The 12,460-nt window shown below is 60.9% G+C and carries 13 protein-coding genes; 6 read left to right on the forward strand and 7 right to left on the reverse strand.

Annotated features, from left to right (window positions below; all coding sequences use genetic code 11):
• Nucleotides 1-17: 17 nt before the first annotated feature.
• The 3 genes from ACKUG4_RS00415 to ACKUG4_RS00425 are packed head-to-tail and all read right to left on the reverse strand — an operon-like array spanning nt 18 to nt 3,600.
• Nucleotides 18-965: a dihydrodipicolinate synthase family protein gene (locus tag ACKUG4_RS00415; RefSeq protein ID WP_085649123.1), complete on the reverse strand. Its 948-nt coding sequence runs from the start codon at nt 963-965 to the stop codon at nt 18-20.
• 54 nt (nt 966-1,019) lie between these two features.
• A complete protein-coding gene (locus ACKUG4_RS00420; RefSeq protein WP_445433125.1) occupies nt 1,020-1,946 on the reverse strand; it encodes a 4-hydroxyproline epimerase in 927 nt (308 codons plus the stop codon).
• Between the two features lie 22 nt (nt 1,947-1,968).
• Nucleotides 1,969-3,600, reverse strand: coding sequence for an APC family permease (locus tag ACKUG4_RS00425; protein ID WP_445433126.1), 1,632 nt, complete (start codon nt 3,598-3,600; stop codon nt 1,969-1,971).
• Nucleotides 3,601-3,823: 223 nt separating this feature from the next.
• On the opposite strand from ACKUG4_RS00425, the gene ACKUG4_RS00430 reads away from it, so the two are divergent.
• The 3 genes from ACKUG4_RS00430 (at nt 3,824) to ACKUG4_RS00440 (ending at nt 5,604) form a co-directional block, all read left to right on the forward strand.
• On the forward strand, nt 3,824-4,591 hold the full coding sequence (locus ACKUG4_RS00430; protein WP_085611896.1) for an AraC family transcriptional regulator: 768 nt from the start codon (nt 3,824-3,826) through the stop codon (nt 4,589-4,591).
• Between the two features lie 67 nt (nt 4,592-4,658).
• Nucleotides 4,659-4,931 (forward strand): hypothetical protein, encoded by a 273-nt coding sequence (locus ACKUG4_RS00435; RefSeq protein ID WP_085611895.1) that lies wholly within the window; start codon nt 4,659-4,661, stop codon nt 4,929-4,931.
• 46 nt (nt 4,932-4,977) lie between these two features.
• Nucleotides 4,978-5,604, forward strand: coding sequence for a DUF3885 domain-containing protein (locus tag ACKUG4_RS00440; RefSeq protein ID WP_445433127.1), 627 nt, complete (start codon nt 4,978-4,980; stop codon nt 5,602-5,604).
• A 36-nt stretch (nt 5,605-5,640) separates the two neighbouring features.
• Here the strand turns inward: ACKUG4_RS00440 and ACKUG4_RS00445 are convergent, their stop codons facing one another.
• Nucleotides 5,641-6,069, reverse strand: a complete 429-nt coding sequence (locus ACKUG4_RS00445) for a hypothetical protein (protein WP_445433128.1) — start codon at nt 6,067-6,069, stop codon at nt 5,641-5,643.
• Between the two features lie 143 nt (nt 6,070-6,212).
• Between ACKUG4_RS00445 and ACKUG4_RS00450 the strand changes: the two genes are divergently transcribed.
• The 3 genes from ACKUG4_RS00450 to ACKUG4_RS00460 are packed head-to-tail and all read left to right on the forward strand — an operon-like array spanning nt 6,213 to nt 9,364.
• Nucleotides 6,213-8,339: a TonB-dependent receptor family protein gene (locus ACKUG4_RS00450; protein WP_445433129.1), complete on the forward strand. Its 2,127-nt coding sequence runs from the start codon at nt 6,213-6,215 to the stop codon at nt 8,337-8,339.
• Nucleotides 8,340-8,399: 60 nt separating this feature from the next.
• Nucleotides 8,400-8,786, forward strand: coding sequence for a hypothetical protein (locus ACKUG4_RS00455; RefSeq protein ID WP_236190726.1), 387 nt, complete (start codon nt 8,400-8,402; stop codon nt 8,784-8,786).
• 50 nt (nt 8,787-8,836) lie between these two features.
• Nucleotides 8,837-9,364, forward strand: a complete 528-nt coding sequence (locus ACKUG4_RS00460; protein ID WP_236190725.1) for a hypothetical protein — start codon at nt 8,837-8,839, stop codon at nt 9,362-9,364.
• 40 nt (nt 9,365-9,404) lie between these two features.
• Here the strand turns inward: ACKUG4_RS00460 and ACKUG4_RS00465 are convergent, their stop codons facing one another.
• From ACKUG4_RS00465 to ACKUG4_RS00475, 3 genes are read right to left on the reverse strand one after another with little or no spacing between them, the layout of a single operon-like run.
• On the reverse strand, nt 9,405-10,160 hold the full coding sequence (locus ACKUG4_RS00465) for an ABC transporter ATP-binding protein (protein WP_445433130.1): 756 nt from the start codon (nt 10,158-10,160) through the stop codon (nt 9,405-9,407).
• Nucleotides 10,154-11,215, reverse strand: a complete 1,062-nt coding sequence (locus ACKUG4_RS00470; RefSeq protein ID WP_064595757.1) for a FecCD family ABC transporter permease — start codon at nt 11,213-11,215, stop codon at nt 10,154-10,156. Before ACKUG4_RS00470 ends, ACKUG4_RS00465 begins: the two co-directional genes overlap by 7 nt.
• On the reverse strand, nt 11,212-12,399 hold the full coding sequence (locus tag ACKUG4_RS00475) for an ABC transporter substrate-binding protein (protein ID WP_445433131.1): 1,188 nt from the start codon (nt 12,397-12,399) through the stop codon (nt 11,212-11,214). Before ACKUG4_RS00475 ends, ACKUG4_RS00470 begins: the two co-directional genes overlap by 4 nt.
• Between the last annotated feature and the right edge of the window lie 61 nt (nt 12,400-12,460).

The following is a 12,460-nucleotide window of genomic DNA, read 5'->3' on the forward strand; positions in this document are numbered from 1 at the left end:
TTGAGCGCAGCGGCAGGTCAGGCGAAGTTTTGCTCCGCCGACCAGTTTTCGTACCAGTGACGGAACAGCGCGTACTGGGCTTCTGCGTAACGACGCTGTGAGTCGCTGAGGGCATCGGTTTCGTTGAAATGCAGGGTGTATTCCTTGTCGCCGTTGAGCACCATCAGGTGTTTGTAATACAGCACCAGATCCGTGCCTTCGTCGAAGGAGGACAGCACCGCCAGCGCTGATTCCAGCTCGCGCGCCTGACGCCGGGCCTTGGCGTCCCCCTTGGCGGCCTGCTTGCTCAGGGCCACCAGTTGCAGCACTTCGCGGGGCAGGGCGTTGCCGATGCCGGTGATGGCGCCGGTGGCGTTGCAGTTGACGAAGCCGTGCACGACCTGGGTGTCGACACCGACCATCAAGGTCACGTCATCATCCTTGGAGGTGATATTTTCAGCGGCGTAGCGCAGATCGGCGCCACCGCCGAATTCCTTGAAACCGATCAGGTTCGGGTATTCACGTCGCAGCTCGAAGAACAGATCGGCGCGGGTGGCGAAGCCGTAGTAAGGGCTGTTGTAGATCACCGCCGGCAGGTTCGGCGCGGCTTGCAGAATCGCCGCGAAGTGGGCTTTTTGCGCCGCCGCCGAAGCGCCACGGGACAGCACCCGAGGAATCACCATCAAGCCCTGCGCGCCGACTTTCGCCGCGTGTGCAGCGTGGGACACTGCTTCACGGGTGTTGACCGCGCCGGTGCCGACGATGGTCGGAATCCCGGCGGCCACCAGCCGCGCCACGCCTTCCTGACGCTCGGCTTCGGTGAGCAGCGGCCAGTCGCCCATGGAGCCGCAGTACACGACCGCGCTCATGCCGATGTCGATCAGCTCGCGACCCTTGGCCACCAAGGCGTCGAAGTCCGGTTTGCGCGCGGCGGTGCACGGGGTCATCAGGGCGGGCATGCAGCCTGTGAAGATGTTGTCGCTCATTATTGTTCTCCTTGGAACGGTCATTCAGAGGGGTTTGAAGTGCAGCGCAGCGGCTCAGATGCCCCACGCGAACGGATCGGTTTCGTCGATCAGCAGCGTGCTGTCGGCGGTCATGTGGGCGCGGCCGGTGATGTAGGGGCGGATGCGATCGCCTTCCCATTCAAAGCGGCCTTCGAACTGGCTGCCGGTGATGCTCGCCTGCACCCAGCGCTCGCCGGGCGCGAGTTTTTCGTCGGCGGCCAGGCATGCCAGTTTGGCGCTGGTGCCGGTGCCGCAAGGGGAGCGGTCGTAGGCTTTGCCGGGGCACATGACGAAGTTGCGGCTGTCGGCTTCGGCGTCATCGGCGAACAGTTCGATGTGGTCGATGAGCGCGCCGTCCTCGCCATGGATGCCCTGGTCTTCGAGGGCCTTGAGCATTTTCCAGGTGAGGTCGGTCAGGGTGTCGACGTTGTCCATCGTCAGGGTCTGGCCGTGTTCGGAGACCAGGAAAAACCAGTTGCCGCCGTAGGCGACGTCACCGAGGAAGCGGCCGTATCCCGGCACTTCCACCGCCACCTGTTTGCGTGAGCGATAGGCGGGCACGTTGCCCAGGGTCACGGCGCCGTCTTCATGCAGCGTGGCGCTGACCGGGCCGACCGGTGTGTCGATCTTGTGCACCCCCGGCGCGATCAGCCCCAGGTGCTGCAGCGATGCGACCAGGCCGATGGTGCCGTGGCCGCACATGCCGAGGTAACCGGCGTTGTTAAAGAAAATCACCCCGCAGGTGGCGTCCGGCGACACCGGCTCGCAATACAGCGCGCCCACCAGCACATCGTTGCCACGCGGTTCCAGCAGGCAGGCGCGGCGCCATTGATCATGCTGATTGCGCAGGGCGTCGCGTTTCTCGGCCATGGTGCGCCCGGGAAGATCGGGAAAACCTTTCATCACCAGACGCGTGGGTTCGCCGCCGGTGTGGGAATCAATGACGTGTACTTGTTTCATGGGCAGGTCCCGTTGAGTGATTTCAGTAAGCGCCGGCAGTGCGCGGGTTGGCGGCGGAGGCGGGTGACGGCGAAGCGACTTCGCTCTCATCCTCTTCCGATTCCAGACGCAGCAGGTGTGCCGGTACGCCGGTGGCGGCGCCCCAGTAATAGATGCCCATCGCACAGGCCGCGACGACCAGGGTGTCGAACGGATGGGTGAGGACGCCCAGACCACCAAAGGTGCCGAGTTTCGACAGGACGATGGTCACCGCGTAGAAGGCGATCAGCCACGCCGACGAGCGCACTTGGCGGGACAGGCTGAGGTGGGCGGTCGGCACGAAGCGGCCGCAGAGCAGGTAGACGACGAACATCAGGATTTGCAGGCCGAGCAGCCAGGACACGGTGTTCCAGCCCGACCAGTAAACGATCAGCGCAGCGATGATGAACGACACTGGCCCCAGCACGCCCATGCACTTGACCCGGAACGGGCGTGGCATGTCGGGCGCATTGCGCCGCAGCGCCGCGACGGTCACCGGAGCCACTGCGTAACTCAGCACCAGTGCGGCGGACACCACGTTGATCAGTGCTTCCCACGATGGGAACGGCAGGGTCCAGAACACCGACAGGGCGAAGGTCAGCCACAACGCCGGACGCGGGATGCCGGACTTCGCGTCGATGTGGGTGAAGACCTTGAAGAAGGTGCCGGTCTGCGCCCAGCCGTAGATCACCCGAGGCGTGGCGTTCATGTAGATGTTGCCGCAGCCGCTGGGGGAGATCACCGCGTCCGCCACCACCAGATACGCCAGCCAGCCCACGCCCAGCGCCAGGGCGATGTCGCGATACGGCAGGGCGAATTCCTTGGAAACCCCGGCCCAGCCATTGGCGAGCAGTTCGGTCGGGATGCCGCCGAGGAAGGCCGTTTGCAGCAATACGTAGATCGCGGTGGAAAGCAGCACCGACAGGATCAGCGCAATCGGGATGGTGCGTTGCGGGTTCTTCACTTCGCTGGCCACCGAAATGATCGGGGTCAGTCCCAGATAGGCGAAGATCACACCGCCGGCGGAGACGGCCATCTCGATGCCCGAGAGTCCGAATGGGACGAAGCCCTGAACCTGAAAGTTTTCCGGTTTGAAGAAGGTGAACAGCACGCCGATCACCAGCAGCGGCACGATGAACTTGAACACGCTGACCAGATTGTTGGCCTTGGCGAAGGTCTTCACGCTGCGGTAGTTGAGCAGGAAGAACACGCACAGCAGGCCGAACTGCACCAGCCAGCCGAGCAGGGTCGGATCACCGCTGCCGGCCTTGGTCAGGCTCGGAAACCAGGCCGCCGCGTATTGGCGCGAGGCAACCACTTCGATCGCCACCAGACTGGAAAACGCGATCAACGTGATGAAACCCATCAGGTAACCGAGCAGCGGCCCGTGGCTGTAAACCGGGTAGCGCACCACACCGCCAGCGCGGGGTAATGCCGCGCCCAGTTCGCAGTAGACGATGCCCAGCAGCAACACGGCGAACCCGCCCAGCAACCAGGAAAAAATCCCCGCCGGCCCGGCAATCGCCGACACGTGACTGGCCGCGAACAACCAGCCGGAACCGAAGATCGCTCCCAGTCCGATAAAGGTGAGGTCGATCAATGAAAGTTGTTTTTTGAACTTGCCTTGGCCTGACATGGCATCGCCTTCTTGTGAGTTATTGGATAGGCAGGTGTGAGTCACTGGAACGGCTAAACAGTGAACTCATCAGGCGTCGGGCGATTGATGTTTTGCGCAGCTCCGGATGACGAATTCGGCACAGTTGCGAAGAAAGCCAGCGGCGCTCGACACGCTTCGAACGTTGCTGCAATCTGCACGCGAACGCCTCAGCCCGATCCACTCACCGGGGAAAACCGTCACCATGCAGAACGCATTTGCGATCCTGAGCCAGGGCGATGCGCACAATCGTCCCTACACCCTCGAGGCGCTGCTGGCGGGGGTGGCGCCGCTGTTGCCGATGCTGGACGTGATTCCGAACGCGGCGATTTTCATCAAGGATGTGCAGGCGCGGTACGTCCTGGCCAATCGCACGCTGGTGCAGCGCTGCGGCTTGAAAGACCTGAAACCGCTGCTCGGCAAAACCAGTGCGCAGGTGTTTCCGGCGCAACTGGGGCCGGGTTATACCGAGCAGGATCGACGGGTGCTGGAAGAGGGATTGGTGCTGGAGGATCAGCTGGAGTTGCATCTGTACGGCAGTCGCGAACCGGGCTGGTGCCTGACGCACAAGCGTCCGCTGTACAACCGCGACGGCGAGATCATCGGCCTCGCGGGGATTTCGGTAGACCTGCAATCGGCGAGCGAAACCCACCCGGCGTTTCAGCGCCTGGCGGCGGTCGACGAACACATCCGCGCGCATTTCAATCGTCGGGTGACGCTGGGCGAGCTGACCCGGATCGCCGGCATCTCGGTGGCGCAGCTGGAGCGCTACTGCAAACGGGTCTTTCACCTGACGCCGAGGCAGATGATCCAGAAAGTGCGGCTGGAACATGCCCATCGCTTGTTGCATACCGAACTGCCGATCACCGAGGTGGCGCTGCAATGCGGCTACACCGATCACAGCGCGTTCACCCGCCAGTTCAAGGCGTCAACCGGGTTTACCCCGCGTCAGTACCGGCAGGCGACAGAGTGATGAGCGGCTTGCGAGTCATTGCGACTAGACTGAACAGGTCAGCCCCACTTGCTGCAGGTGAAACGAGATGAGCGAATTCTGGGTACGCCGATGCTCGTATGGCCTGTGCGCGATCCTGCTGATGCTGACGGCGTCCTGTTCGAGCAAGGCTCACTACGCGACCACCGGTGATCGCTGCTATGCCAAAGCGGTGCCGACGTCAGGGGAGGGTGGTCTTGCGTGGGGAGCGACCCTGGGTATCGCGCAAAAAAAATCCATGAATAACTGCATGCGCTACGCCGGCCGCTCGGGCGGAACCCCCAATACCTGTCAGGTGGTGTTGGCCAAGTGCAAGAATTAACAGGGCGGTATAGCCACCCACGCCACATTGACCGGAAAGGACCTCAGTGAATCTTCATCTTGAAATCGAGCGGATTTTTACCGATCAGGCATTCGCAAGGCCTCTGTTTTATTCCTGCCCGGGAGGACTGCGCTTCGAACTCTCCGAAACGGGAGGAATGATCGAGCAGTTCCTGTTGGCCTTGCGAAAATCGACCGAGATCTGCGCCGACATTTTCAATGGTGAGTCGACGCTGGTGACGTGCCTGCGTTTCCACTCCGTCGGTCAACGATTTGCCCATCGACCGTTGCTTCAGTCCCTTCACTCGGCAGGCGTCGAGATACCCTCAGAACGCTCGATCTGGAGTGAACCCACTGATCCGGATGACTGGTTTTGCGAAGGTGAACCCGAGTACTGGATCAATCTCGCATTCGAAACGCCCGCAAGGTTGCTTCAAGCATTGCTCTGGTGTGCACTGGCTGCGGATTTTGGGGCAATCGCGCCGAATCCTCGCTGCGCGGTCTACCTCTTCAACTTGAAGGCCGGAGTGATGGTTTTCCCTTACGACGACCGAGGGATGGACGTGGTCGGGCCCAATAAGGCGCTGCTTTCAAGGCTGTATCACCGGCATCAGACGTATCTTCTCGATTACGACCGGCCCGCGATGGACGCTGACTTCGCGGGCTCCCTCTGAGCCCGGGTTCGACCCGGGCATTCAGGCAAGGCCTTATTAACGTGCGCGTTTCAACGACTGCGAAAGGGCCTGCCTGGCGATCAGTGAGGCAACGTCCTTGGCACCATAGCAACGGAATTTGACACTGTAGGCGTCTGTGTCGAGACGGACGATCTTCGTCACGAAACCGCCTTCGACGGTGACCTTGCGGATCGCCGGCATTGGTATCTCGACATCCAGTGTCCCGTCCTGAACCATGCGGTTCATGGCATTGGCATTCAAGTAAACGGCGTTTTCGGTGACGGTGACTCTGCCGCCCACCCACAATCCGCCATAGTGATTTCTGAATCCCTCGAGCACCCCGGCCAGTATGCCGACATTGCCGCTCCCCACGACCTCGTAGAATTCGCCCACATCGTCGTAGTTCAGTTCAGCATCGGTCACCAGAAAGTTGACTATCTTCGACTTCAGAACTTCTTCGGCCATCCCTGCATCTCCTTGTTCAAATCACAGCCCGGCATTTCAGCCGCCTGTTTACCTGACAAAAAACCAAATCGCCATGTGTTTCCTTCGTTCTTTCCTGCGTCGCAGTTGTCACTGTCCGTTCCCGCCTGTCTGGAGTTCACCCGATGCCTTCGCTCAAAACCCTGCCCGCTGCCTTGCTGGGGCTGGCCCTTGTCTGTCCGGTCAAGGCGCAATCCCAGGGGCTGGAACTGGGGCAAGTGCTGATCGGGGCCGAGGATCAGAGCGGTGACGATCTGTCGGTGGAAGAGGCGAAGGCTCGTCTGGCCCAGGTGCCGGGTGGCAGCAACGTGGTCGATATGCGCCAGCCATTGCAGGGCCGGGTCGCGAGCAATCAGGATGTGTTGGCGTATCAGCCCGGTGTCTATGCCCAGTCCGCGGGCAACGAAGGGACGAAAATCTCGATCCGTGGCTCGGGCATCAATCGCGCTCCCGGCGCCCACGCCTCGGGGCTGTACACGATGCTCGACGGTTTGCCGCTGACCGGCCCGGGCGGCACGCCTTATGAACTGCTGGAGCCGCTGTGGCTGGATCATGTGGAAGTGTTACGCGGCGCCAACGGTTTTGATCGCGGTGCGCTGGCCCTCGGTGGCGCCGTCGATTACGTCAGCCACACAGGCTATAACGCGCCACTGCTGAATGTGCGTTACGTCATGGGCAGCCACGGTTACACTCAGCGACAAGTCAGCTCCGGCCAGGTGCTGGGCGATTTCGATTACTACCTGTCGATGACCGACGCGCATTCCGACGGTTATCAGGATCACACCGCCAGCAAGAGCCAGGGTGTGATCGCCAACTTCGGTTATCGCTTCAATCCGAATCTGGAAACCCGCTTCTACATTCGTCACCGCGAGACCGACAACGACCTCGCCGGGCGGGTGACCAAACATTCCATCGAGCACGATCCGCGCGCAGCCAACCCGGCCTACGTGACGCGCAACGACAGCCGCGATCAGCCCGGCAGCACCTTCATCGGCAACAAGACCACGTACTACATCGACGACGATTCGAGCATTCAGACCGGTCTGGTCTATCACGATTACCCGATGGACCTGCGCGAAGGCCCCAATCGCCTGAAGGTCGCCTACACCGATGTCAGCGGCACGTTCGACTACAAGCGCCGCGACACGCTCTGGGGGATGGAGAGCAACAGCACCGTGGGCCTGCGGGTGACCAAACACCTGCCCAACGACGGGGCCAGCGAGCTGGTGCGGATTCCTACCGGCAACACCGCCGGCTATGCGCCGGGCACTCACATGCGCAACTTTACGTATCAGGGTTCGGATTCTGTCCTGCACGTGGGCAACGATCTGGAAATCGCCGACGACCTGTGGCTGACCACCGGCCTCGCCGCGATCTACACCCGTCGCGAAAGCGCCGTGACCTACCCGGAAGGTGGCGGCAAGACCAGCCTCGGCGACTGGGATTACGCGCCACGTCTGGGCCTGCGCTATCAGGTGACGCCGGACCTGCAACTGTTCGGCAACCTCAGCCGTTCGGTCGAAGCGCCGCATCCGTGGTCGCTGATCTATAGCTCCAACATACGCTTCCCGACCGGCAGCGGCGCCGCCACCGGCACGCAGCGCGATCCGGTCAAACTGCAGAACCAGACCGCCACCACCCTGGAACTCGGCGGCCGTGGCGACAGCGCGCTCGGCGAGTGGAGTCTGGCCTGGTACTACGCTCAGGTGCGCCACGAATTGCTTTCGGTGTTGCCGGACGCCAATGCGACCACGCCATACGAACTCAACGCCAGCCCGACCGTGCACCAAGGCGTGGAAGCCAGTCTGCTCAGCAACCTGTGGTCAGCGAACGATGGCGGCAAGTTGAGCCTGCGTCAGGCCTACACCTTCAGCGACTTCCACTACCGCGACGACGACCGCTTCGGCGACAACCGCTTGCCGGGCCTGCCGATGCATTACTACCAGGGCGAACTGCGCTACGACTTCCCGCAGGGTTTCTTCGCAGCGGTCAACACGCAACTGGTCTCGAAAACCGCAGTGGATTATGCCAACAGTTATTACGCCGATCCTTACGCCACCTTCGGCGCGACCCTCGGTTACAACGCCCCCAAGGGCGACTGGCAGACCTGGCTGGACATGCGCAACCTGACCGACAAGCACTACGCCGCTACAGTTACGCCGGGCTATGACGATAAAGGACTGGACGCCGCACGTTCCACACCGGGTGAGGGCATGGCGATGTATGTCGGGGTGTCGTGGAGTCTGCTCTGACGCTGGTGTGTGAGTGTCGAACCCTATCGATCAGTTTCCTCTGGTGCATGGAACCAATAAATGAAATTGCGATTTTCCTGGGAAGAAGCGTTCGGCGACTTGTTTCCGCACTGTAGTTCAGACGTCGTGAACGAGGATGGCACGAGCCTTTTGTCCTGCATCCTGACCGATGATGGCGGCTGCCAGCTCATACATTCGCTGGAGTGGATAGACGTGGGTTTGGCGCGGATCAAATCGGTGAAGGAGTCAAAGGTCGAATTCGATCACTGGGATCGTGAAGATTGGGCTGCAGATTTTTCAAAGGACTGCGTGAAGCTCCATTTTCGGATGGAAGAAGATTATTGTGAGTTTCTCAGTCTGGAATCCTTTGAAAAAGCCTTGATGGCATGGCGTGATTTTATTGGGTTGCCACCCGATAAAGCGGTGACACGAGAGCTGGAAATTTGAGCCTTCGTGGCAAGCAGTTCCCCTAATTCAAACGTTCTAAGGAAGGATTGATGTTCGGTAAATACAAGTTTGGTTGGTGTGCACTGTTGGCCGGGTCGTTTGCGCTCAGTGGTTGCACGTCACTGTTCATGGGCAAACAGTACGAGTTTCCCCGCCCGGATGAGCCTTCTGCGACCGTTCGCCTTAAATATGATCGTGGCACAACGCTGGACGCGATGACGTTCAACGAAAAAAGTTGTTATGCCGGCTTTACGCCGCTTTCCTATAACGGCGACTTCATCGAGTCCAAAGTCGCCGTCGGTAAAGAACTGGTGCTGACTTACCGCGATGTAGTGGGCGGTACTCAGTGCCAGATACCTTTTTCCTTCACGCCTCAGGAAGGCGCTGTCTACACCATAAAGACCGGTTTCTGGAGCGAGACCAAGCCCGGCATCATTCCGGTGTTCAAGTACGACCAGTATCACTGCGGGATCGGTGTAGTGAAAAAGGTCGGCGATCAGGAAAGTGTCCAGCCCATCCAACAATTGCGTATCAAGACCGGTTTCGCCTGCCTGAAATTTCTACCCGTCACGAAATAGCTCTCGGCATCCCTGCGCTTGCGGTTTGACGGTGCAACCCTCAAACAATGTCGTCGATCAGAATATGGTGCTGCCCGCGACTGCATTGTTCGATCCGCGCCTCGACCTTGTAGACCGCGCGCAGCATCGGTTCGGTGATGACTTCATGGCTGGGCCCGCTGCCATGGGCCGTGCCACCCGCGATGACCAGCACCTGATCGGCAAAACGCAGCGCCTGATTCAGGTCGTGGATGGCGATGAACACGATCACTTCGCGACGGCGCGCGAGGGCTTTCATGAAGTTCAACACCTGAACCTGCCGGTGCATGTCGAGTGCGCTGGTGGGTTCGTCCATCAGCAGGATTTCCGGTTCGCGCACCAGCGTCTGGGCGATTGACACCAATTGCTGCTGGCCGCCGCTCAGCTCACCGAGGTTGCGAAACGACAGTTCGGTGATCCCGAGCGCTTCGAGAATCTCGTCCACCAGTTTCAGTTCATCATCGTGAACCGCCCAGTCGGGCGTCAGTTGCTTGCGCGCCAGCAACACCGATTCGTACACCGTGAGCCGGGCGCTGGCGTTCAGGCCCTGGGGCATGTAGCTGATGCCTTGAGTGCCTTTTTTCGAGCCTTCCAGAATCACTTCGCCCGGCCCGTCGATCAGCCCGGCCATGCGCTTGAACAGCGTCGATTTGCCTGCCGCGTTGGGACCGACGACGGCCACGACCTGGCCGCCGGTAAACGTTGCGGTACTGACGCCGGAAATGATCTCGCGCTGACCGTAGCGGGCGCCGAGGTTGTCGAGCCGGATCTTCACCATGAGTTTTTCTTACCGTTGAGAATCAGAGAAATGAAGAACGGCACGCCAATCAGTGACGTGACCACACCGATGGGGAATATCGCTCCCGGGATCAGGGTCTTGCTGACCACCGAACTGGCGGACAGGATCAGCGCACCGGTCAGCAACGAGGCCGGCAGGAAAAACCGCTGATCCTCGCCGATCAGCATCCGCGCGATGTGCGGCCCAACCAGCCCGATGAAGCCGATCGTGCCAACGAACGCCACCGGAAACGACGCGAGCAGGCTGACCATGATCAGCGTCTGGAAACGCAGGCTGCGCACGTTGATGCCGAAACTCGCAGCCTTGTCGTCGCCCAGGCGCAGGGCCGTCATCGCCCACGCACGTTTGGCGAAGATCGGCAGGGTGATGAGGATCACCACGCAGATCACCCCGAGTTTCGGCCATGTGGCCTTGGTCAGGCTGCCCATGGTCCAGAACACCACGGCTGCCACGGCTTGTTCGGTGGCGAAAAACTGCACCAGCGCCAGTAACGCATTGAAGGTAAACACCAGGGCGATGCCGAGCAGCACGATGGTTTCGGCGGTCACGCCACGACGCATGCTCATGAAGTGAATCAACAGCGCCGAGAGCATTGCCATGATGAACGCGTTGAGCGGCACCATGTATTGCGCCGCCAGCGGAAACAGCGCCACGCCGAAGGCCAGCCCCAGCGCCGCGCCGAAACCGGCCGCCGCCGAAATACCGAGGGTGAACGGGCTGGCGAGCGGGTTGTTGAGGATGGTCTGCATCTGCGCCCCGGCGAGCGAAAGCGCCGCGCCGACAGCGACCGCCATCAACGCCACCGGCAGGCGGATGTCCCACATGACCACCCGCACTTGTGCCGATGCGGTTTCCGGCGAGAACAAAGCACCGAGCACTTCGCTGAGGCTGTAACGGGCCGGGCCCAGTGCCAGATCGAGCAACACGCTGAAGATCAGCAGCACGGCCAGCCCTAGCAGAATCAGCCGTTTACGCAGCACCAGCCGCCGGTAGGTGACGCTCTGCACAATCGGTGCTTCGCCCAGCGAACTCATGGCTTGTCCTCGGTTTTTTGCAGGCTGACGAAATAGCCCGGTTCATACGGCACCGGCAGGAAGCGCTCGTGCATCTCGCGAAATTCCGCATCGGGATCAAGATCGGCGAACAGTTCCGGGTGGAACCATTTGGCCAATTGCTGAATGGCCACGAATTGGTAAGGGCTGTTGTAAAACTGGTGCCAGATCGCATGAAACGCCTGAGTGTTCTGCGCCTTGATGCCGGCGTAGGCCGGGCGCTGGGTGTACCAGGCCAGTTTGCGCCGGGCTTCGGTCAGGTCTGCGCCCGGGCCGACGCCGACCCAATGGCCCCCCGGCGCAAAGGCTTCCCAGTCGGCGCTGGTAACCACCACATGGTCGGGATTGGCGACGATCACTTGCTCAGGGTTAAGTTGCCCGAAGGTGCTCGGAATGATCCGACGGGCGATGTTATTGCCACCGGCCATGTCGACGAACAGACCAAAGTTCTCGTTGCCGAAACTCAGGCAGCAATCATCGGTATAGCCACCGATGCGCTCGATGAACACGTTGGGACGGGCAGGATGGTTTTTCTCGATCACGTCGGTGACGCGGTGGATCTGCTGGTTACGAAAATCGATGAACGCTTCGGCGCGCTCTTCCTTGCCGAACAACTTGCCGAACAGACGCATGGTCGGCTCGGTGTTCTGCATGGGGTTGTTGCGAAAGTCGACGTACACCACCGGGATGCCCAGGGCATCGAGTTTCTCGATGTAGCGGGCATCCTCGGTCGCGTGCTGCGCTTCGATGTTGAGGATGATCACGTCAGGCTTCTGCGAGATCGCCTGCTCGATGTCGAAGGTGCCGCTCTCGAAACCGCCGAAGGTCGGGATTTTCGCGATGTCGGGGAATTTGCGCAGGTAGGCGTTATAGGTATCCGGGTCGGACTGGATCAAATCCTTGCGCCAGCCGACGATGCGTTCGATAGGGTTCTGCGTATCCAGTGCGGCCACCAGATACAGCTGGCGACCTTCACCCAGAATGACCCGGCGCACCGGCAGGTGAACCTTGACCGTGCGGCCCTGCAAGTCAGTCACGGTGCCCAGTGCCGGATCCGCTTCGCCAGCCTGTACGCGGCTTGGCATCAAGGAAGAAATCGACAAACCCAGCAGCCCGGCGAACAGCAGGGCGGCGAAGGTCTGGCGGCGGCGAAAAACATTAACCATGGTGTATGCCTTTGCAAAAGCCGGATCGGACCACGACGCCAGGCGCCGCTCCGGGCCGGAC

Source organism: Candidatus Pseudomonas auctus, assembly GCF_048654275.1.
Lineage (GTDB): Bacteria > Pseudomonadota > Gammaproteobacteria > Pseudomonadales > Pseudomonadaceae > Aquipseudomonas > Aquipseudomonas pharyngis.